General features: G+C 71.8%; 17 protein-coding genes, 1 tRNA gene and 5 pseudogenes. 14 read left to right on the forward strand and 9 right to left on the reverse strand.

The window, feature by feature from the left end; all coding sequences use genetic code 11:
• From ABZZ79_RS35485 to ABZZ79_RS35495, 3 genes and pseudogenes are all read left to right on the forward strand, one after another.
• Positions 1-1,299 (forward strand): annotated as a pseudogene (locus ABZZ79_RS35485) (hypothetical protein); the annotation flags it as partial.
• A 728-nt stretch (positions 1,300-2,027) separates the two neighbouring features.
• Positions 2,028-2,576, forward strand: a complete 549-nt coding sequence (locus tag ABZZ79_RS35490; protein WP_356696052.1) for a type 1 glutamine amidotransferase domain-containing protein — start codon at positions 2,028-2,030, stop codon at positions 2,574-2,576.
• 297 nt (positions 2,577-2,873) lie between these two features.
• Positions 2,874-3,704, forward strand: a complete 831-nt coding sequence (locus ABZZ79_RS35495; RefSeq protein WP_356696054.1) for a class I SAM-dependent methyltransferase — start codon at positions 2,874-2,876, stop codon at positions 3,702-3,704.
• A 52-nt stretch (positions 3,705-3,756) separates the two neighbouring features.
• On the opposite strand, the gene ABZZ79_RS35500 is transcribed toward ABZZ79_RS35495, so the two are convergent.
• Entirely contained in the window at positions 3,757-3,972 is a 216-nt protein-coding gene (locus ABZZ79_RS35500) for a hypothetical protein (protein ID WP_356696056.1), read from the reverse strand.
• Positions 3,973-4,175: 203 nt separating this feature from the next.
• Between ABZZ79_RS35500 and ABZZ79_RS35505 the strand changes: the two genes are divergently transcribed.
• The gene (locus tag ABZZ79_RS35505; protein ID WP_356696058.1) at positions 4,176-5,456 is read left to right on the forward strand and encodes a serine hydrolase domain-containing protein; all 1,281 of its coding nucleotides are present in this window, start codon (positions 4,176-4,178) and stop codon (positions 5,454-5,456) included.
• 137 nt (positions 5,457-5,593) lie between these two features.
• On the opposite strand, the gene ABZZ79_RS35510 is transcribed toward ABZZ79_RS35505, so the two are convergent.
• The 4 genes and pseudogenes from ABZZ79_RS35510 to ABZZ79_RS35525 all read right to left on the reverse strand — a co-directional run.
• Positions 5,594-6,424 carry a hypothetical protein gene (locus tag ABZZ79_RS35510; RefSeq protein ID WP_356696060.1) on the reverse strand — a complete coding sequence of 277 codons (831 nt, stop codon included), beginning with the start codon at positions 6,422-6,424 and terminating at the stop codon, positions 5,594-5,596.
• 128 nt (positions 6,425-6,552) lie between these two features.
• Positions 6,553-8,157 (reverse strand): TROVE domain-containing protein, encoded by a 1,605-nt coding sequence (locus ABZZ79_RS35515; protein ID WP_356696062.1) that lies wholly within the window; start codon positions 8,155-8,157, stop codon positions 6,553-6,555.
• 346 nt (positions 8,158-8,503) lie between these two features.
• Positions 8,504-8,569: transfer RNA gene (locus tag ABZZ79_RS35520), tRNA-Arg, on the reverse strand.
• 109 nt (positions 8,570-8,678) lie between these two features.
• Positions 8,679-8,825, reverse strand: a pseudogene (locus ABZZ79_RS35525) (esterase); the annotation flags it as partial.
• 15 nt (positions 8,826-8,840) lie between these two features.
• On the opposite strand from ABZZ79_RS35525, the pseudogene ABZZ79_RS35530 reads away from it, so the two are divergent.
• The 4 genes and pseudogenes from ABZZ79_RS35530 to ABZZ79_RS35545 form a co-directional block, all read left to right on the forward strand.
• Positions 8,841-9,714: pseudogene (locus tag ABZZ79_RS35530) on the forward strand (3-hydroxybutyrate oligomer hydrolase family protein); the annotation flags it as partial.
• 215 nt (positions 9,715-9,929) lie between these two features.
• On the forward strand, positions 9,930-10,331 hold the full coding sequence (locus tag ABZZ79_RS35535) for a hypothetical protein (RefSeq protein ID WP_356696064.1): 402 nt from the start codon (positions 9,930-9,932) through the stop codon (positions 10,329-10,331).
• 96 nt (positions 10,332-10,427) lie between these two features.
• Positions 10,428-10,760, forward strand: a pseudogene (locus ABZZ79_RS35540) (caspase family protein); the annotation flags it as partial.
• 530 nt (positions 10,761-11,290) lie between these two features.
• Positions 11,291-12,253 carry a PQQ-binding-like beta-propeller repeat protein gene (locus ABZZ79_RS35545; RefSeq protein WP_356696066.1) on the forward strand — a complete coding sequence of 321 codons (963 nt, stop codon included), beginning with the start codon at positions 11,291-11,293 and terminating at the stop codon, positions 12,251-12,253.
• Between the two features lie 90 nt (positions 12,254-12,343).
• Here ABZZ79_RS35545 and ABZZ79_RS35550 read toward each other — a convergent pair whose 3' ends face one another.
• Entirely contained in the window at positions 12,344-12,703 is a 360-nt protein-coding gene (locus tag ABZZ79_RS35550; RefSeq protein WP_356696068.1) for a hypothetical protein, read from the reverse strand.
• A gap of 4 nt (positions 12,704-12,707) precedes the next feature.
• Positions 12,708-12,962, reverse strand: a complete 255-nt coding sequence (locus tag ABZZ79_RS35555; protein ID WP_356696070.1) for a hypothetical protein — start codon at positions 12,960-12,962, stop codon at positions 12,708-12,710.
• A gap of 92 nt (positions 12,963-13,054) precedes the next feature.
• On the opposite strand from ABZZ79_RS35555, the gene ABZZ79_RS35560 reads away from it, so the two are divergent.
• Positions 13,055-13,594, forward strand: a complete 540-nt coding sequence (locus ABZZ79_RS35560) for a GNAT family N-acetyltransferase (RefSeq protein WP_356696072.1) — start codon at positions 13,055-13,057, stop codon at positions 13,592-13,594.
• A 112-nt stretch (positions 13,595-13,706) separates the two neighbouring features.
• Positions 13,707-14,537: a M55 family metallopeptidase gene (locus tag ABZZ79_RS35565; protein WP_356696074.1), complete on the forward strand. Its 831-nt coding sequence runs from the start codon at positions 13,707-13,709 to the stop codon at positions 14,535-14,537.
• A 41-nt stretch (positions 14,538-14,578) separates the two neighbouring features.
• Here the strand turns inward: ABZZ79_RS35565 and ABZZ79_RS35570 are convergent, their stop codons facing one another.
• A complete protein-coding gene (locus ABZZ79_RS35570; RefSeq protein ID WP_356696076.1) occupies positions 14,579-14,884 on the reverse strand; it encodes a hypothetical protein in 306 nt (101 codons plus the stop codon).
• Positions 14,885-15,413: 529 nt separating this feature from the next.
• Here ABZZ79_RS35570 and ABZZ79_RS35575 point away from each other — a divergent pair.
• Positions 15,414-15,992 (forward strand): DUF6192 family protein, encoded by a 579-nt coding sequence (locus tag ABZZ79_RS35575; protein WP_356696122.1) that lies wholly within the window; start codon positions 15,414-15,416, stop codon positions 15,990-15,992.
• 128 nt (positions 15,993-16,120) lie between these two features.
• Here ABZZ79_RS35575 and ABZZ79_RS35580 read toward each other — a convergent pair.
• A pseudogene (locus ABZZ79_RS35580) lies at positions 16,121-16,255 on the reverse strand (DNA alkylation repair protein); the annotation flags it as partial.
• Positions 16,256-16,640: 385 nt separating this feature from the next.
• On the opposite strand from ABZZ79_RS35580, the gene ABZZ79_RS35585 reads away from it, so the two are divergent.
• From ABZZ79_RS35585 to ABZZ79_RS35595, 3 genes are all read left to right on the forward strand, one after another.
• Positions 16,641-17,822 (forward strand): FAD-dependent oxidoreductase, encoded by a 1,182-nt coding sequence (locus tag ABZZ79_RS35585; RefSeq protein ID WP_356696078.1) that lies wholly within the window; start codon positions 16,641-16,643, stop codon positions 17,820-17,822.
• Between the two features lie 61 nt (positions 17,823-17,883).
• Complete coding sequence (locus ABZZ79_RS35590; protein WP_356696080.1) at positions 17,884-18,834, forward strand: RNA polymerase sigma-70 factor; 951 nt, start codon at positions 17,884-17,886, stop codon at positions 18,832-18,834.
• Positions 18,835-18,981: 147 nt separating this feature from the next.
• Positions 18,982-19,839: a GNAT family N-acetyltransferase gene (locus tag ABZZ79_RS35595; protein ID WP_356696082.1), complete on the forward strand. Its 858-nt coding sequence runs from the start codon at positions 18,982-18,984 to the stop codon at positions 19,837-19,839.
• The last annotated feature ends 163 nt before the right edge of the window (positions 19,840-20,002 follow it).

Here is a 20,002-nt window from a genome sequence, read left to right on the forward strand (position 1 = left end):
CTGCGCTCCTACGACCAGGTCATCAAGCTCGAACAGGAACGCCTCGTCTACCAGACCCGGCTGCGCTCCCGCTACGGCCGCGCCTGGCGCCGCAAAGCCCCCGTCGAATCCCTGATGCCCCTGCGCCTGGCCCGCTACGGCGTCCCCCTCGCCGAGACCGCCCCCGCAGGCCTCGCCGCCGCCGGCCTCGACGACCGCACCGTCCAGCACACGGCCGAGCAGATACTGCCGCCCGGCCGCCACGAAGCCCTCCCCGAGGGTGCCACGCCACGGCTCGCACCCACGACGGCCGGCCCCGCGCCCGTGACGGCCGGCCCGGAGCCACAACTCGCGGTCGCCGCGGCCCCGGACGCCTCGCGTCCGCGTACCGCCCTCGCGACGACGGACGACAGCATCGAGCGCTTCGCCGACGCGTACACCGCCTTCCTGGACCAGTTCAAGATCGAACCCACCGCCGCACAGTGGGCGTTCTGGCTCCGCGACACCTACGGCATCTCCACCGCGGCCGGCGCGCCGCTCGCCGACGAGCAGGTGCAGCCGCTGCTCAGGGCCCTCAAGGAACGCTACGCGCCCGCCGACGAGACGCCGCTCGCGACCGCCGAACCCGAGCCCACCGACGAGTGGTTCGACTACTTCCAGGAAGCGTGGCGCGCCTACGCCCGGGAGACGGGAATGTCCCCCGACCCGTACGAGCTCGCCGCGTACGTGTACCGCCGCGACGGCATCACGGGCGTCGGCGGCCACCCCATCACCGGCGACGACATCGCCGACTACTTCGCCGACATCGTGCAACGCGAGCAGGCCGACGGCGCCCGTGCCGACGAAGCCGAGGCGCGCGAGCCCGCCGGCCCGACCGAATCCGCGGCCACCGCCGGAGCCCCCGCCGCCGGGGACGGACCGGACGCCGCGACCCCGGCGGCCGGCGGAGTGGAACTGACCGCCTCCGACCGCTACTACCTGGCCTGGGCCGAGTACCGGGACGAGACCGGAGCCGAGCCCAGCGGCGAGGAACTCTCCGCGCTGCTCGCCACCAAGGGCCTTCTGGGACGGGGCGGCAGGCCCATCGGCACGTCCAACCTGCGCCGCCACTACCTGCGTTGGCGGGTCTACGGCGTATGGGCCGCCGAGCGCACGCGCACCGCCGAGCCCTCGCCCCAGAGCGTGGCCCGGTCCTGCGCGCTGCTCGGCATCACGGCCCAGTACAACCGGCCCGTCACGGACGAGTACATCGCCGAGGAGACCCCCGACTTCGAACGGCGCTGGCAGGCCCTCGCCCAACGCGGCGCGCAGGCACAGTAGTTCGTGGTGCGGGAACTGCCACGACGGCCGGGGTGACCACGCTTGGCGCGGCCGACCCGCCTCGGGCAGGCGAAGGTGCGTCACGTCCCACTCGCGCAGCCGCCGGCGGATGTGGTCGCACACATTCGTCTCGGAGGGATTCCCTTCGCCGGGCGGACCGGTCCGTCCCGGCCGGCCCGTGGCAGCCCACGTCCAGGGCCTGGGCGTCGATACCCGCCCGGACCGTCAGCCCCTGACCCGCGTCGGAGACAGGACGGGCCCGACCGTGCCTCCAGCCCCGCCGCCTCGGTGTCGGGAAACGGTCCACCGGCGCGCGGGACGCCGCCTCACCCCTCACCCGGCGCCGCCGGCGGTCGGCCTCGTCCGTGCTCGCCCGGCGAGTACCCATACGGCGCGCTGCACGCGTGCCGTTCCGCGCCCGGTCCGCGATCCGGCCGTTGGGAAGCCGGGCTTCGGGGGTACCCGGCCCCACGCGGGTGCGGTGAGAGTGCCGTGCCGACGCGCGGAGACCCGCTGCGCCCGCCGCGTGGCTGCGATCACTGTCGGCCGACGGGCGCCGACACCCCCGGGGGCGAGATCGCCCGGTCCCCGCGGAGCCAGGAAGGATCCGGTCCCTGCGGAGCCAAGGAAGACCTGGTCCCCGCGGAGCCAGGAAGGACCTGGTCCCCGCGGAACCAGGGAAGACCTGGTCCCCGCGGAGCCAGGAAAGAGAGGAGAGCCGACCGATCATGCGTATCGCCTTTCTGATGGCGCCCGAGGGCGTCGAACAGATGGAACTGACCGAGCCCTGGCAAGCGGCCGTGGACGCCGGGCACGAACCGGTACTGGTGTCGACCAGGTCGGGCGAGGTCCAGGCCTTCCACCACCTCGACAGGGCGGACACCTTCCCGGTCGACGAGGTCGTCGGCCAGACCTCCGCCGACTCCTTCGGCGGACTGGTGCTGCCGGGCGGCGTCGCCAACCCGGACTTCCTGCGGATGGACGACAAGGCCGTCGCGTTCGTCAGCTCCTTCTTCGAGCAGGGCCGTCCGGTCGCCGCGATCTGCCACGCACCGTGGACGCTGGTCGAGGCCGATGTGGTGCGGGGCCGGGTGCTGACCTCGTGGCCCAGCCTGCGGACCGACGTGCGCAACGCGGGCGGCACCTGGGTCGACGAACAGGTGAAGATCTGTGACCACGGCCCGAACAAGCTCGTCACCAGCCGCAAGCCGGACGACCTGAAGGCATTCTGCGCGGCCTACCTGGACGTGTTCACCGAGGAGGAGGCGCGTCGATGAGCAACATCAGCGCCGAGCGGCCGAACGAGTGAGTGGCGGAACACCGCCCTGTGATCCGGTCGCGCGGATGCCTGCCGGGGACGATGCCTCGTGTGCGCTTGGGCCGATCGGCTCAGGCGCGGCGCGCCTCGGCCGGGTGGGGGGCGGCCCGTGGAGGATCGGTGGGGCGGCGGCCGGGAAATGGGCCGCCCGGCATCACTCCACCGCGTGAAGAGGTCCGGTCATGAAACCGTTCGACGCCCCGCCCTGCCCGGACTTCGGGTCCGGTGAAACCCTCGACGCCACGTCGGCGGCGTCATGACGACCGCACCGCACGGGGACGCGCCGGACGGCGGCCGCTACGGCGAGGCCGTCTTCCGTCCCGAACAGGCGGGCGAGGACGAGCGCGTCGACTTCGGAGCCCTCGCCTACGACGACATCACCATGGCGCGGCTGCGGGAGCTCGGGGTCGGCCCGGGATGGCGCTGCCTCGATGTGGGAGCGGGCACGGGCACGGTCTCCCGGCGGCTGCTGGAGGAGGCCGGGGTGGAGAGCGTGCTCGCCGTGGACCGCGACGTACGATTCCTCACCGAGCGGCCCACACCCGGGCTCGATGTGCTGGAGGGGGACATCACCGCCCCCGGCCTCGTCGTCTCCGGGCACTTCCGGCTCGTCCACGCCCGTTTCGTACTGATGCACCTGCCCGAGCGCGAACGCCTCATCAGCGCGCTGGCGGACCTGGTCGAGCCCGGCGGTGTGCTGGTGCTCAGCGACGCGGTCGACCTGACGAGCGACCGTACGCCGACCACGCCGTACACCGAGGTGATGCGGGCGATGTGGCGGGGCCTGGCGGACTCCATCGGCACCGACGTCTCCTGGGTGCCCGCCTACCCGGACCTGCTGCGCGAGGCCGGGCTGCGGCCCGTCGCCGCGGAGATCCATGTGCCGCCGCTGGTGCCGGGCAGTCCCATCAGCCGCTTCTGGGCGGACACCTGGGAGCGCGGCAGGGGGGCGATGCTCGCCACCGGCCTGGTCGACGACGCGGCGATCGACGCGGGGATCCTCTACCTGGGCTCCGTGGAATGCGCCGCGCTGTCGGCCGGGATGCTCACGGTCTGGGGCCGGAAACCGGCGGGGGACCAGGGCTGAGCCCCACGGCGGACGGGTAGGTGGCCGGCCCCTTCGGAACCGGATCCGTGCGTCAGACCTCCCACGCGTCCGGGCCGCCGCCGCGCCATTCGATGAGCTCGGACCGTACGACGTCCATCTCGTCCCAGTCCTGCAGCCCGGCCTCCTGGAGAAAGGCGGCGACGTCCAGGACGCCGTATGCGATGCCGACGAATCGACCGCCTATTCGGACGCGTCGGCCCCCGTCCGCGGAGGGCGGGTACACGGTGACGGGATGTTCGGTAGCCATGGGGCCAGCCTGCGACGGGGGCCGGTGGGGCGCACGGTGTGGGCGCCAGGTCCCGGGGGCCGGGAGCGCGTGGCCGGACGGCCGCCCCGCCTGTCCGGCCCTCACCGACCGGTCCTCACCCGCGCGGGCCTGACGGGTGATGTTTCGCGCGGGTCGGCCGTCCGCGGGCCGCCGGGCAGCCGCGCCCGGCCAATACTCCGGCCATGAGACCAGCCCGTTCCACGTCACGGCCGCGCCTCGCCGCGGTCACCGCACTCACCGCGTTCATCGCCGTCGGCACCCCGGCCGCGGCCGTCGGCACCCCGGCCGCGGCCGTCGGCACCCCGGCCGCGGCCGTCGGCAGCACGGCGGGCCCGGGCGGCGCCCACCACCGGCCCTGCGTCAGCTCCCGGTACGTACCCGAGGGCGGCCCGGCCGCCGACATCCTGCGTCTCGCCGAGCAGGCCAAGGCGGAGATGGACCTCAAGTCCGTGATCCTGAGGGTCACCGTCGACGGCCGTGACGTCCTCACCACCGCGCTCGGCGAGTCGATGACGGGAGTGCCGGCCGATCCCGCGATGCACTTCCGGAACGGCAACATCGCGATCAGCTACCTGGGCACGGCACTCCTGCGACTGGTCGACCAGGGCAAGGCCGGCCTCGACGACCCCGTCTCGAGCTGGCTGCCCGACCTCCCGGACGCGGAACGCATCACCCTGCGCATGCTGGCCTCCTCCACCACCGGCCTGCACGACTACGTCAAATCGCCCGGCTTCCAGCGGGCCGTCGTCGAGAACCCGTTCCGGCAGTGGACGCCCCAGGAGCTCGTCGCCATCTCGACCAGCCGGCAGCCGTGGTACGACCCCGGCACCAACTGGAACTACTCGCACGCCAACTTCGTCCTCCTCGGCGCCGCCCTGGAGAAGATCACCGGCACCCGCCTGGACATCCTGCTCAGGCGCCAGATCATGGGCCCGCTCGGCCTGCGGGAGACCCGCAACAGCTTCACCCCCGACATTCCGACGCCCGTCCTGCACGCTTTCACCGCCGACCGCGGGACGTACGAGGAGTCCACCTTCTGGAACCCCTCGTGGACCACCGCGCCCGGTGCCGTGCAGACCACCGACATCTGCGACCTGGCCCGCTCGGCCTCGGCCATCGGCTCGGGCGAACTCCTCTCCCGGTCCTCCTACCGTGAGCTGCTGAACCCGGGCACGGTGGGCCTCGGCCACCCCACCGACAAGTGCCCGGCGACGGCCTGCGTCGCGCAGACCGAAGCCACCCACTACGGCATGGGCGTGGTCGTCCTGGACGACTGGATCGCCCAGCACCCGCTCTTCTTCGGCTACTCCGCCTCGATGGACTACCTCCCGTCCGAGCGCCTCGCCATCGCGGTCTCGACGACGCAGGGCCCGAACGCCGCGGACGGCCATTCCGCGCACACCATCGCCCAGCGCATCGCCGCGGCCCTCGCCCCGGACCACCCGATCCCCGACTTCGGCTGACACCAGGACACCAGGGCATCACCGCCGGCCAGGTCCCCGCGCCCCTGGGGCGGCACCCCCGCCGCTTCTCGGGGGCGCGGGAAACCGCGCGACCAGCTCCCGCCGGCCCGCAGCCGGGAACATCACCCCTGCAGCCCCTACGACACCGGCTGCTCCGCCTCCCCGAAGCGCGCCAGCGCCAACGCCCCAGTCAGGGACAGGGCGAAACCGGCCACCGCGACGGGCGCGAGGCCATGGCGGGTGGTGTCGCCCAGCCAGATGACACCGAAGATCGCGGGACCGACGGTCTCACCGATGACCATCGCCGCGGTGGCGGCGGTCACCGCGCCCACCTGGAGCGCTTCGATCAGCAGCAGATAGCCGGTGATGCCGGAGCAGACCACGGCGTACGCGGCCGGATCGGTGAAGACGCCCGGCACGGCCATGCCCGGCAGCAGCCGCGCGGCGATGGCGACCAGTCCGAAACTGAGTCCCGCCAAACCGCCCAGTACGGCGGCACGATGGCGTTCGCCGCCGAAGCGGGCGCTGATCAGCCGGCCCAGGACCGCCAGCGCGACCGAGCCCGCCAGCACGGCGAGGCGCAGGGTGCCGTCGCCGTCCCCGCCCCTCTCCCGGCCTGCCGCCACCGCCATCAGCGCGAGCCCGCAGCACACCGCGGCCACCGCCACCCACTCCGCCCGCCGCAGCCTCACGTGCAGCATGGCGGCCGCGACCACCGCCGTCACGGCCAGGGACCCGGCGACCGCCGCCTCGACCAGAAAGAGCGGAACCGAGTGCAGCGAGAGCAACTCGGCCGCGAAGCCCAGGGTGTCGAGAACGATCCCGACGAGGAACGGCCACTGCCATGTGGCCCGCACCGCCGCTCCCGGGCCGCGGGCGGCCACGGCTCGGGCGCCGAGGGCCTGGAAGACGGTCGCCGTTCCCATCAGGACGCAGGCGCAGAGTGCGAGGAGCAGGCCGAGTGCCATGACCGCACGCTAAACCGCCCGAGGGCCGGACGGCGGGAAGGCGGACCTCGCCGCGCCTTCCCGCCCAGGTCCCGTCCGACCCGTTCCCGCCCGCCCCGGGCGGCGACGGGCAGGGCCGGACAGGGGCCCTACCCCTCCCACGGCCAGCCCGCGTCCCGCCCCCGCGACAGCAGGTCGACCAGGGTGAACAACTGGTCGGAGAAGCCTCCGACCTCGTAGCGGTTCGGCTTGCCCGTGTCGATCGAGGCCGGGCCGTAGCCGGTCGTGTCGAGGCCGAACAGCGGGACGCCGGCGGGGACCGCCTCCGACACCGACAGACCCCGCACCCCGTAGCCCGGGTAGGCGAAGGCCTGCATGTCGGAGACGATCACCACGCGGTCGTGTCGGTCGTACGTACCCTTCAGCGCGGCCACCGTCTCCGTGCCGTGGCCGACCTCGCCGATCCGCGCGCAGAACTCGTCCGTCTGCCGCAGGACCGAGCCGCCGCGGGCGAGCGCGTGGCGGAAGGTGCCGTCCGCGAAGCCCACCAGGTCGACCTCGCAGCCACGCGCGGCCAGGGCCACCGCGAACAGGGCCCCGACATCGACGTGCCGGATCTGGCTGCGTGCCGACACCGGGCCGCGCATGGACGCCGAGGTGTCGACCAGGACGAGGGTGCGGCCGGGCAGCGCCGGGATGTTCGCCGTGGACGCGGCCAGCGCCCGCTCCAGGGCGTGGCCCCAGCGCAGCGACGGCGCCGCCCGGTAGGCGGACAGCAACCGGTACGGGAACTGCCGCGACCGGCGTACCTCCACCGGGTCGGCCAGCCGCGCAGCGACCTGGGCGGCCACGGCGTCCGAGACACCCGCCTCGTCGAAGTTCCGCAGGTTCCGGGTGAGGGCCATCAGGCCCATCGACGGGATGACGGCCTCCCACGAGGCGGCGTCCATCGGGCCCTGGAGCCATCCGGCCAGCGCCTCCCACGTCATACCGGCCGCCTTCAGCCGCTCCGCGCCGTCGGGCCCGGTGACGACCGCGCGCCGCTCGGCGGCGGGCAGCGCCATCAGCTCCCGATGCGCGGTCAGCGTCCGGTCGGAGGCGGGCGCGACCGCGGTGTCGGGGTGGTGGCGGCGGTCGAGGGCGTACCGGAACAGCTCGCCCTGCCACGGCTTCTCGGGGTCGGGCGCGGCGTGCACGAGGTTGAGGACATCGCCGAAGCGGTATCCCTTGGAGGCGGTGTCGTACTTCAGCAGCGCCTTGCCGTTGTACATGCGCCGCACGGCGTCGGCGAGGCCGCGCTTGACCGGCTTGGGCAGTCGGCGCCCGTACGACTGCGCCCAGTACCCGAGCAACTCGCCCGGCTCGTCGGGCCGCTGGAGCACCGAGGCCACGACCTGGCGCGAGTGACCGTCAAGTCCCGCGTCGATACGGGCCTTCACGAACTCGGCCGCACCGGCCACCGCCGCACTGCGCATGTTGGCCGAGCCGCGCAGCCAGCCCAGCAGACCCGCCGTCCACTCCGGGTCCTCCACGGCAAGCTGCCGTACGAGCTGACGGAAACGGTCGTCCCGGGCGCCTGCCTTCTCGTAGAAGGTGTCCTGGCCGACCATGTTGACGACGGCGAGCAGGAAAAGGTCGCTCCGCGCGTCGCGCGCGAAGGCGGCCCCGCCCTCGTAGGTGGCGGTGCGCTCGCCGGTAGTGGTGACCGGACCCTGGGCGGCCGGGCGGGACGCGCGGCGGTTGAAACGGGACATGAAAAGGAAGACCCCCCACAAAGGAGGGAGACGACGACGCGAGGGCGCCCGAGTTCCGAACGGCGGCGGTCACACAAGTGTCCTGGGCCGCTGGACGACACCATCACCAGGATGGCGGCGGGATTCGAACCCGCGTCACTCTCTTGGCAGGAGAAGTATCCGCTGCCTGCGCACCGGGCGCCCCGGCGTCGTGCCTCCCGAGATCAGAATGGGCAGCGGTGTGCTTTCGAAGAGGAAGTAGCCGCGGCCCGCGCACCGGGAGGTGCTGTGAAGTTGTGAGCTCAGAGATCAAATCGGCGACGGCACACAGCGCTCTGCCAACTGAGCTACACCGGCCGAAACCGGTGGCAGGACTCGAACCTGCGACCACTCGATCCGAATTCGAAGTACCCGTTGCCTGCGCACCTGAGCTGTTTCAAACCGTAGGACACAAGCGGGCGGACGCCCCACTGAATTAATGCCGTCACCGCGCTCGGTCGGGCCGATACCTCCGGTCGCGTGCGGAATTGGCGATCTGAACCTCAGGCCGGGCAGCCGTTGTCCGCCACGACGTAGTAGCCGGGCGCGGTCTGCTTCAGGGTGTGCGTGGTGAACGTGTTCCACAGTCCCATCGCCTGGCCGGAGCCCTGGGCGTAGGTGTAGCCGCCGCTCTGGTAGGCCCGTCCGGCGACCGTGTGGTCGTAGGCAACACCGGCCTCGCCTTCCACCGGGACGGCGAGGCTGCCGGGCGACGCCATCGCGGAATGGAACGACCGTCTCACCCAGCTCACCCGCGCCGCCCGCGTCACGGTCGCCCGGCGCTACCACCGCCCGCCGTCGCGCACTCTGGTGACGGGCATGTCCAACGGCGGATACCTGGTGCGCTGGCAGTTGGAGAACCACCCCGAGCTCTACGACGGGGGAGTCGACTGGGAGGGCACCCTCTGGCGCGCCGACGGGCCCACCCTCCTGAACTTCCTGCCTCCCGCACTGCGCGCCTACCCCAGCTACGCCGCCGGCGGCGAGGACGCCGGCCAGGCGCGGGACGCCCTGCACGCCGCGGGCTTCCCGGCCGGGTCGGAGTTCCTGTGGCCGTTCCACCACAAGGTCTACTGGGACCTGACCCAGCGCATCTACCGTGAGGAGATCGACCCCGGCTTTGACGGGACGACCGAGGCGGGCACCCCGTACTGCACGAGCGGGACCCCGGCCTGTGACGCCGACTACGACTACGCGGCCCGTCCTGCCGAGGTCCGGCAGGCCGTCCGGAAGATCGCCCTGACCGGACGGATCGGCAAGCCGCTGATCACCGTGCACGGCACCCTGGACGTCCTGCTCCCGATCAGCCAGGACTCCGACGTCTACGCCCGTATGGTGCGCGAGTCGGGCCGCGGTCCGCTGCACCGCTACTACCGGATCGAGGGCGGCACTCACACGGACGCCCTGGTCGACATGTTCCCGGACCGGCTCCGCCCCCTCACACCGTGCCACCGTACGGCGTTCACCGCACTGGAGGACTGGCTCACCGAGGGCCGTCGGCCGCCCAAGTCCGCGACGATCGACCTGCCCGCGGGAGCGGACGCGGCGGCGCTGCGGACGACCCACGCTACAACTCCCGCTCGCAATCCACTTCTTGACGAAGAGTCAAGCAGGCCCGCGCCCGCCCGCCCGCGCCCGCCCGTGAGCGGCGGGCGCGGGGGGGCGTGAGATCGCCTCACGATCTCTCCGATCGTTCGGTATCAAAACCGTCGCTTTGTGCCACGGTCCTCCGGCTCTTTGGCCACAATGTGCCCATGGAGGGGGACTTGGACATTCGGATCGGCTTCGACGGCGACAGCGACGGCGACGACGACTCGGCGCTCGCGGCCCTGTACCGCTGGCTCGCCCGTGACGACGACCTGACGGGCGAGGTGGAGATCTCCCTCGTCGCCGCGGACACGGAACCCGAGTGGCAGGGAAGCGTGTTCGAGGTCGTCAACGCCGTAGTCACCAACGCGCTGTCCCTGACGAGTCTGATCGTGGCGATCAGGAACAGCCCGCCCGCCCGGCGGGCGGAGGACGAAGGCGGCACGCTGAGGATCGAGGCGCGCGGAGTGGTGGTGACCGTCCCGCCCGGCTCGGAACTCTCCGCCGAGGAGATCGTCGCACTCCTGCGCGGCGGCGACGGCACGGCGGGACAGCCGGAAGAGCCGTGACCGACGAAGGACCGCTCCTGTCGGACCCCGGCCGCTCCAGAGTGCTCCTCGTGGGCACCTCCCGGCACACCACATCGCTCGGCAACCTGCCCGCGGTCGAGAAACAACCTGGAGGGACTGAAGAAGGCGTTCACCCACGGTCCGTGGCGACTGCCGCAGGCACACTGCACCGTCCTGCTCAACCCGCCCAGCGACGATGTCGTCCTCGACGAGCTGAAGCGCGCGGCCACGGCCCCGGACACGGTCGTCTTCTACTACGCCGGGCACGGCCTGATCGACGGCAAGGCGGACGACCAACTGCTCCTCGCCCTGCCGAGGTCGGCCAAGAAGGACCCGGATCCGCACCACTGCCTTCCGTACGCGTCGGTGAAACGCACCCTGACGGGCGTGAAGGCCCGACGCAAGGTGGTGATCCTCGACTGCTGCTTCGCCGGGCGCGCGGAAGGGCTGGGCGGCTCCGAGTCGTTGGGCGGTCTGGCCGCCTTCGCAGGCAGCTATGTGCTCGGTGCGGCGGGCCCGACCACCATGGCGCTCGCCCCCCGAGGGCACACGTACACCGGCTTCACCGGCCTTCTGCTGAGACTGCACGAGAGCGGCATCTCCGGCGAGGGCCCCGTGCTCAGCATGAACACGGTCTTCGAGTGGCTGGCGGCCGAGACCGAGGGAACGCCGCTGCCGTCGCCCTGGCAGTCGAACAACAAGCTGGGCGGGAGGATCTCGTTCGTCGTCAACCGGGCGCACGGCCTTGCCGACGCACTCCCGTCCTCCCTCGTGGCCCCCAAGCCGCCGCTCAGCCCCACCAGGCGGCGCCTGCTGGTCGGCACGGGTCTGGTCGCGGCGGGCAGCACCGCAGGGTTCCTGCTGAAGGGCCTGGGCGTACCGGGAGGCGGCGGCTCCGCCGACCCGGAGCCGGGCGACAGACGATGGCGCCGCCCTTCTCGGCGGCCGCCGTTCCGGCCATGGGGGACGGGGTCGTCTTCGTCGCCCTCCAGGACGGACGGGTCCTGGGGCTGCGCCCCGACGACGGTTCGGTGCGGTGGACGACGGATCTGCGCGGCAGCCTCACCCGGGCAACTGTCGTGAAAGGACACGCGCTTGTCTCCCTGAGCCGTGGCCAGGACGAGGGTGTGCTCGTCGCCGTCGACGGCCGTGGAGTCACCCGCTGGACGCTGGAGACGAACGGCTGGCCCTGGTTCCAGACGGCGGGTCCCCACGACATGATCTACGCCGTGACGAGCAGCGGCTGGCTCTACCGGACCGAACTCGCCACCGGGCGGCGGAACTTCGCCCAGAAGATCGCCGGCCTGCTGCACGAGGTCGTCGCGGCGAACAACCTGCTCTACCTCTCCACCCAGCAGGACGGCCTGATCGCCCTGGACCCCGCCAAGGGGACACCGCAGTGGACCCACCGGACCAAGGGCTTCGTCTCCGGTGCCGCCGCCGACTCCGACCAGGTGTACTTCACCGTCGGACACGGCACCGACGAGTCCTCGTACGGCGGTCAGCTCGTCGCCCTCACGGCGTGGACGGGCGAGAAACGCTGGACCGTCACCTTCGACAGCCTGGTGCAGGTCGGGCCGACCCTGGCCGGGGGACAACTGCTCGTCACGGACAACCGGGGCACCCTGCACGCGTTCGGCGCGGCCGACGGCGAGCGGATCTGGCAGCAGGACGTGTCCGCGGACGTCTCCAGCCGGGTCGCGCACGACGGGGAGACCGTGTACGCGGGCACCAGCCGCGGCGTCACCGCCCTGAACCTGCGCACCGGCGACATCGCCTGGTCGGAGCAGGTGCTCGTCACCCCGCCGTCCAGCAGCTACGGCAGCACTCAGCCGGTCATCGACTCCGACACGGTCTACCTCGCCTACGGGGACCGTACGGTCGACAGCACGGACTGCGTGTTGTTCGCGTTCAGCCGGTGACGGGGCTCGCGGGGGAGGCGAGGACACCGGGGCCGGGATGTCGGTGCCGGCTTCCGGCCACCGCGCCTGCCCCGCTGACGTCGGAGCCGCTCAGTTCTCCAGGAGCCGCCGGGCGTGCTCGGCCTCCTCGTCCCGGACGAGGCCCGGCCGCGCGCCGCGGAACTCCCAGCGCGTGGTCACACCGTCCGGGCCGTCGAGGCGGGCCCGGGACAGCGCCTCCTCGATCCGGCGGCGGACCTCGGCCTCGGCCGCGGGGTCGGCGGCGAAGAGTATCCGTAGCCGGACCTCGTCGCCGTCGCGCTCCGCGGTGGTGTGATGGGGCGCGAGGGGGCACGGCGGCTCGTGCTCCCAGTGCCCGCACAGGGCGACGGTGACAGCGGCTCCCGGGGCGCGTACATCATCGTCCTCCGCCATGAGGACGACCGCGTCGTGGACGAATGCCTGGCGCACCCGGTCAGTATCTCCCGAGCCGGCGACCCCACCACCAGTCCGGTGCCCAGGACCGCGATTTCACCTCCTGATCGTCGCCGCCGGGTGCGGCCGGCGCCTCCAGGAGCAGCACCTCCATGAAGACCCGGGCGCCGCCGTCGCGCCGGTTCGGCACGACGGAGACGTTGCCGACGACGACCTCCCCGGACGCCTCCAGGGCGCGCTGCACGGCGTCGGCGGTGCGCTTCGCCTTGCCCGGTGCTTTGCCTGAGCCTTGCATGACAAAGTGGACAGTGCTTTGTTGCAGGTCCGGGGCTTAAGCCTTGTATTTTCATTCGGATCACTCCACGGGCATGCGATAGGTTGCCCGCCATGACTGATCTTGGACCCGTCGCTTGGCCACCTGCCTCGATCAGGACCGAGAGGCTCGTGATCCGTGAGCCAGAGGTATGCGACCGTGCGGCGTTCATCGAACTGCTGGCGTCACCAGAGGTGCACACCTACCTAGGCGGGCCTCGCCCGCGTGACGAGCTTGAGCGCGAGATGCCCGAGGTGCCCGAGCGGTGGCCCGGGAGTTTCGTCGTTGATCTCGATGGGGCGATGATCGGCCAGATCCTGCTCAGGAGAGCACCGAAGCATGGTCGCCCGGCTGCTGCAGGGAAGGTCGATCTCGGCTACCTGTTCCTGCAGCGAGCGTGGGGATTCGGGTACGCCGCCGAGGCCTGCGCGGCGGCACTCGACTGGTTCGACGGCGTCCTTCCCGGCGAGCCGGTCGTGCTCCACACCCAGACCGCCAACGTCGCTTCGATGCGCCTCGCGGCAAAGCTGGGGTTCACCGAGGTAGAGCGGTTCCATGCCTGGGACGCCGAGCAGTGGCTCGGCCTGCGGTCCCCGGTCACGCCGTCCGGTTGAGCTGACGAGCGTGCTCGTCCAGGCGGAAATTGAATGAATGTGAGCTGGTGAAGGAACCAGAGCAAGAACGGCGAACGTCTCCTCAAACGATCAAGCTTGAGGAGACTGCGCAGTGCGGATCTACATCAGTGTGGACATGGAAGGCATCACCGGGCTGGTAGATGCCGACGATGTCCAGCCTGGCGGCCGGGACTATGAGCGTGGACGGCTGATGATGGCGGAGGACGCCAACGCTGCGATCCGCGGTGCTCTCGCAGCCGGTGCCACCGGCATCACCGTCAACGACGCGCACGGCCCGATGCGCAACCTCCTACCCGAGTCGCTGCATCCAGCGGCGCGCCTCATTCGCGGCAAGCCCAAGCAGATGGGCATGCTCGAAGGACTCGCTCCCAAGTACGACGCTGCGGTCTTCGTCGGCTACCACTCACGGGCCGGTGCGCTCGGCGTGCTGAGCCACAGCTTCATGGGGCACGAGATCGAAGACATGTGGCTGGACGGCCGGCCTGTGGGTGAGATCGGTCTGGCCCATGCCACCGCGGCTGCCATCGGTGTGCCGGTGACGGTCCTCACCGGTGACGACTGCGCCTGCGCGGAGATGACGGAATGGGACGCCTCGGTGACGACCGTGGCCGTGAAGTATGCGCGGGACCGGTTCACGGCAGATCTACGCCCGGCGGAAGAAGCACGTGCGGCCATCGAAAAGGCGGTCGCCGAGAGTCTCTCCGTACCGCCGAAGGCTCCAGCCGTCGCGGCGGCCCAGGCCACCCTCACGGTCCGGTGGCAGTCGGCTTCGGTGGCCTCGACGCTCCTGGGAATTCCAGGCGTCACCTCGGCAGACAGTCGGACCGTTCAGGCGCAGGGCACTCTGCCCAGCCTCTACCGACTGTTCGGCGTGTGGATGCGAGTGGCTGCGTCCCTGACCAACCAGCCCCCTTATTGCTGACCGCCGCGAGGCGACGGCTGGCCGGAGATCCGGCCTGCGCCCTACGGTGGCTGCATGGCCAGCAACGGGATGCCCCGGCTGCGACTGTTCACCGTCACGGACGGCGACAGGGGGCCGCGGTTGTGCCGGGGGTGCGGTGGTCCGCTGATGCCGTCGGCGATGCCGGCGGCGGTGTTCTGTTCTTCGGTGTGCCGGTCGCGGCACTGGCGGCGGATGCGGCGGGCAAAGGCGAGGACCGAGGCGGTGGCGGCGGGCTGGACATCCAGGTGCCCGGAGTGCGGGGCGTCCTGGACCGTTGGCGTCGAACGTGCCTCCTCGGCAACGTACTGTTCTCCCGCCTGTCGCAAACGGGCCTGGCATAGACGGTGCACGCTGCAGAGCAGGACGTGAGACCGCGCCAGGCCGGGGCCACAGGTCGGCTTCTCGCGCCGGGAGCCGCGCGCCCTTCCTGATGGCTGGAGGTCGTCAGATGGTGCGAAGTGATGGGCTTTGAGGGCGAGTTGGCGGCATGGACTGGTGTCGCGCCCGAGCCCGTGGGGGGTGGTGTCCGGATGCCCGAGATGATCGGCAGCGTGAGCCGGGATCGCTACGACGAACTGGTCAAGCTGGGGCGCGACTGGGTGGCCACGATGAGCAGTGCCCAGTGGCGTCTCGGGGATGCAGCCATGGAGATCGAGCCGATGCGACCGCACGGGGACGCCAACCCCGCCGGGAGGGACGACCTGTTCACCGTCAGCGAGGCGCTACGCATGTTCGCCGAGGACGTCGGACTGGCCTATATGACGGTCCGCAGCTACCGGTGGGTGTCCTCACGCTGGCCGACGGAACGCCGGCGGGGCGGACGTCTCCCACACCATCCACAAGATCCTCGCCAGCATCCCGGACGAATCAGAGCGGTTCGAGGCGGTCGACAACCCCCCGCCCCACCCGCGTGGCGGTCCGCCCCGCTGGACGCACGACAGCGCGAAACGGGTGGTGGGCTGGAAGGTCGACACCCCTGAGAGCGTCCAGGAGAAGGTCGAGGCGCTCCATGATCTGGCCACCGACGACGCGGTCGCCGCGGTGGTGACCACCGACTTCCTGCGCCGTCCCGCGATCGCCTCGAAGGCAATGGCTGATGACACTGCTCGGCACGCCGTCAACGAAGCACAGTTCGACCGGTTCCGCCAGCAGGCCCAGTTCGCGCACCAGGAAGCCGCCCCGCAGTTGCGGCGTATGGAACACAGCGCGCAGTTCATGGACCTGGTCGCGGCCTGCGCGCAGTTCGTGGCCACGGCCGGCAGGATCGTGCCGAACTTGAAAGGCGAGCAGTACGACGATGCCGAACGCGACACGATCGACCGGGGTCTGGCGAGGGTGCGGGCCGCGGCCGACTGGATCGCAAAAGCCGTCACCCGCGGCGAGGTCGACCTGGACGAGCAGCTCACCAGGCTGCTGAAGGGCTCGGGTAAGTAGGGGATGGGGCGGGGCGTCCCCGCTCACGTCCACGCCGAAGCGATCCTGAGTGCCCTGCTCGAGGCCCGCCCGGCCAGCCTGACCATCGTCCAGCTGACGGCCGCTACCGAACGAACCCGCGCCCAGGTCCGCGCGAGCTCCTGCTGCGTCTTGAGCCGCTTGGCGAGCGCGCGCAGCTTGCCGAGGTTCACACCGTGGTCGTCGCCGTGTCGCTCGTTCACCGCGCGAGCCTTCGGATCCTCCAGCCCGGCCAGCTCGGCCATCACCTCGGCCAACGTCGGTACGGCCACCTCTGCCTCCTGTCCTTCACACGCGGGTGCAGGCTAACCGGGACCGTCGGGGAAGCCGGGGAGCCGGGTCGAGCGCATCAGCGGACTTCCTCGCCGGGCGCGGTGATGCGGTGACCCGGGCGCGGTGATGCGGTGACCCGGGGGGCGATGATGCGGTGACCCGGGGGGCGATGATGCGGTGACCCGAGTGTGCTGGTGCGGTGAGGGGAGCCGGGCGCGACCTCACGCCCTGCCGTCGGTCGTCGGCCCGGGTCGCCGAGCAGTGTGTGACCGGCGCCACATCGAGGGCTGTCACGGATCGGCACCGTGCTTTGTCCCATGGGTGACCTCGCATCCACGCCGCCCTCTGGAGCCCACGATGAACGCCCCCGCACACCACGAGATCGTCGTCCTCGGCGCCGGCTACACCGGCCTGATGGCCACCGCCCGGCTGGCCCACCGCACCCGCAGGCAGAAGGTGCGGATCACGCTGGTCAACCCGTCGGAGCGGTTCACCGAACGGCTGCGCATACACCAGATCGCCGCAGGCCGGAAGCTGGCCGATCACCGGATTCCCGAGGTTCTCGCCGGTACCGGCGTGGAGTTCCGCCGCGCGGCGGCCGCGTCGATCGACCCCGAGGACCGGCGGGTGACGCTGGACGACGGCGCGGTGCTGCACTACGACACGCTGGTCTACGCACTCGGCAGCACCACCGAAGCGACCCGCGTGCCGGGCGTCGCCGAGCACGCCTGGACGCTGGACGACCCACGGGCCGCGCACCGTTTCGCGCGGCGTCTGACCGAGTCGGCCGCCGCCGGAGGCGCGGTCACCGTGGCCGGCGGCGGGCTCACCGGCATCGAGGCGGCCACCGAGATCGCCGAGAGCCACCCGGGGGTGACGGTCACCTTGATCAGTTCCTCCGAACCCGGCGCCATGATGGGGGCGCGGGCCAGGGCGCACTTGACGCGTGCGCTGGACCGGCTCGGCGTCGTCCGCAAGGCGGGCGTGCGGGTGACGAAGGTGCTGCCCGACGCCGTCCGGCTCAGCAGCGGTGAACACATGCGGTCCGACCTCACCCTGTGGACCGCCGGGGTGCGCGTGTCCCCGCTGGCCGCCGAGTCCGGCATCGCCACCGACACACACGGACTGATCGTCACCGACCCGACGCTGCGCTCGGTCTCCCACCCGGAGATCTACGCGATCGGCGACGCGGCCGCGGTGCGGCAGGCTTGGGGCCGGATCCACGGCACCTGTCAGAGCGGCCTGCCCACCGCCGCCTACGCCGCGGACGCCATCACCCGCCGACTGCTCGGCAGGACGGTGAAGCCGTTCCGGTTCGGCTACTTCCACCAGCCGGTCAGCCTCGGCCGCAAGGACGCGGTCATCCAGTTCACCCACGCCGACGACACCCCGAAGCGCTGGTACCTGAAGGGGCGCGCGGCGGTCATGTACAAGGAGAGCGTGAGCGGCAGCCCGGTGCCGTTCATGAAGCTGAGCCGCAGGATGAACGTGGTGGTGACGCTGTCGAAGGGCGGCCGGGCCACGCGCACCACCGGCTGAGCCCCCGGGGACCCCACACGCCCCTTGCCTCGCCCGCCCGCCCCTGAGAACGATCTGGATCATGGACAACGAACCCCGCGCGAACGAGAGCGCCCCGCGGCCGGGCGACCGTGACACCGCCCGGCCGACCGCCCCCGCGGCCGACCCCTTCATCGAACACCGCCGCCTGCTGTTCGGCACCGCCTACCAGATGCTGGGCACCGTCACCGACGCCGAGGACGTGCTGCAGGACGCCTGGCTGAAGTGGCACGCCGTCGACCGGGACACCGTCCGGCACCCCCGGTCCTACCTGGTACGCACTGTCACCAACCTGTCGCTGAACCGGCTCACCTCCGCCCGGGCGACCCGCGAGACCTACGTCGGCCCCTGGCTCCCCGAACCCCTGCTCACCGCCCCCAACGCCGCCCAGGAGGCCGAGATGGCCGACACCGTCTCGACCGCCATGCTGGTCGTGCTGGAGACCCTGAGCCCGGCCGAACGCGCGGTCTTCGTCCTGCGCGAGGTGTTCGGCTACGCGTACGCCGAGATCGCCGGCTTCATCGACCGCCCCGAGGCGACGGTACGTCAGATCGCGCACCGCGCCCGTAACCACGTCCAGTCCCGCCGCCCCCACGGCGACACCGACGCGGCCGTACGCGAGCGGGTCACGGAGAAGTTCCTCGCCGCGGCGGACGGCGGAGACCTCAACGCCCTGATGGAACTCCTGGCCCCCGACGTCACGTTGTGGAACGACGGCGGCGGCAAGGTCACCGCCGCCCGCCGCCCCCTGCACGGCCCCGACCACGTGGCGCGCTGGCTGCTCGGCGCGATGGCCAAGCCCAGCTCCGCCGGGGCCCGGACGACACCGGCGGCACTCAACGGCGAACTCGGCCTGTTGGTCGCCCTCGGCGGCATCCCGATCGGCGCCCTGACCTACGACATCGTCGACGGCCGTGTGCGGCACATCCGCTTCCAGGTCAACCCGGACAAACTCACGGGCCTGCGGCACGCCGCCGGAGGGGAGACCGAGTGACGGAGTCCGGCCGCCCCCGGGCTCAGTGGGTCCCGTCGCGTCCCTCCACGCGCCGCGGAATGTCAGCCGAGCGCGGCACAGGTTCGGCCCGCGCGCCGACCGGAATCCGCCTTCCCCGCGGCCGGGTCCGTGAGGGATCATGCGGCGATGCGCCCGGACGACTGCCACCTGACCGAAGACCTCGACGACTTCCTCGCCGGAGCCGGAGCCTTCCTGCGCTCACGCCCCGCCCTGCACACCACGCAGCTGACGACGACCGAGAAGATGCGCACGGAGGGGACGCGGGCGTACGGTCCCGGACCCGTCCTGTTCGGCCGGCTGGAGCGGGCGGGAGAGGTCAACGCCGCCTTCTACCGCCTCCCGGGCCGCGGACTGAGCGTCACCGCGCTCACGCCCGAGCAGGCGGACACCCTCGCCGCCCGTCTGCTGGCTCTCGGGCACACCGTTCCCTACGTCAGCGCGGACCACGACACCGCCGTCGCCTTCGCCGAGGCCTGGCAGCGGCACACCGGCGTGACGACCAGCCTCCGCGTCCGGCTGTGTCTGCACCGCCTCGGCACGCTCACCCCGCAGGAGCCGTTCCCCGAGGGACAGGGCCGACGCCTGGGCGATCAGGACCACGAACACCTCATGCGCTGGTGCCGCGAGTTCGCATCGGACGTCGGAGAGACCGTCACCATCGACGCCGATTCCTGGTCCGGCACCCGCTTCGCCGAGAAGCGCTACACCTTCTGGGAGACCCCCGACGGAACACCCGTCTCCATGGCGGGCGTGAACCCGATGGTCGGCGGCCAGATCCGGGTGGACCCCGTCTACACCCCGGCCCACCTGCGCGGTCGCGGCTACGCCGGTGCCGTGACGGTGGAGGTGAGCCGCGCCGCACTGGCCGCGGGCGCCACGGACGTCGTCCTGTTCACCAACGCGGCCAACCCCACCAGCAACGCCCTCTACCGACGCCTCGGCTACGTCCCGATCGCCTACTTCGCGGTGTACGACTTCGCGTAGGCGGCAGGTTCACGAATACGGGCCGTCGTGCTGTGCGACGGCGCTGTCGCGCAGCAGCGCGTCACCCCGAGCAAGCCCCTGCGCATCGACGTCGACGGGAACCCGGGAGCCACCGGCATGGTCGCCTGGCGGATCGACAGGATCTGAGGCGACTCCCTTGCCC

Source organism: Streptomyces sp. NPDC006458 (genome assembly GCF_040612135.1).
In the GTDB taxonomy this organism is placed as follows: Bacteria; Actinomycetota; Actinomycetes; order Streptomycetales; family Streptomycetaceae; genus Streptomyces.

Coding starts and splice junctions, on each gene's coding strand:
- ABZZ79_RS35490 (WP_356696052.1), top strand. CDS start 2,028: ATGCGTATCGCCTTTCTGATGGCGCCCGAGGGCGTCGAACAGATGGAA.
- ABZZ79_RS35495 (WP_356696054.1), top strand. CDS start 2,874: ATGACGACCGCACCGCACGGGGACGCGCCGGACGGCGGCCGCTACGGC.
- ABZZ79_RS35500 (WP_356696056.1), bottom strand. CDS start 3,972: ATGGCTACCGAACATCCCGTCACCGTGTACCCGCCCTCCGCGGACGGG.
- ABZZ79_RS35505 (WP_356696058.1), top strand. CDS start 4,176: ATGAGACCAGCCCGTTCCACGTCACGGCCGCGCCTCGCCGCGGTCACC.
- ABZZ79_RS35510 (WP_356696060.1), bottom strand. CDS start 6,424: ATGGCACTCGGCCTGCTCCTCGCACTCTGCGCCTGCGTCCTGATGGGA.
- ABZZ79_RS35515 (WP_356696062.1), bottom strand. CDS start 8,157: ATGTCCCGTTTCAACCGCCGCGCGTCCCGCCCGGCCGCCCAGGGTCCG.
- ABZZ79_RS35535 (WP_356696064.1), top strand. CDS start 9,930: ATGGAGGGGGACTTGGACATTCGGATCGGCTTCGACGGCGACAGCGAC.
- ABZZ79_RS35545 (WP_356696066.1), top strand. CDS start 11,291: ATGGGGGACGGGGTCGTCTTCGTCGCCCTCCAGGACGGACGGGTCCTG.
- ABZZ79_RS35555 (WP_356696070.1), bottom strand. CDS start 12,962: ATGCAAGGCTCAGGCAAAGCACCGGGCAAGGCGAAGCGCACCGCCGAC.
- ABZZ79_RS35560 (WP_356696072.1), top strand. CDS start 13,055: ATGACTGATCTTGGACCCGTCGCTTGGCCACCTGCCTCGATCAGGACC.
- ABZZ79_RS35585 (WP_356696078.1), top strand. CDS start 16,641: ATGAACGCCCCCGCACACCACGAGATCGTCGTCCTCGGCGCCGGCTAC.
- ABZZ79_RS35590 (WP_356696080.1), top strand. CDS start 17,884: ATGGACAACGAACCCCGCGCGAACGAGAGCGCCCCGCGGCCGGGCGAC.
- ABZZ79_RS35595 (WP_356696082.1), top strand. CDS start 18,982: ATGCGCCCGGACGACTGCCACCTGACCGAAGACCTCGACGACTTCCTC.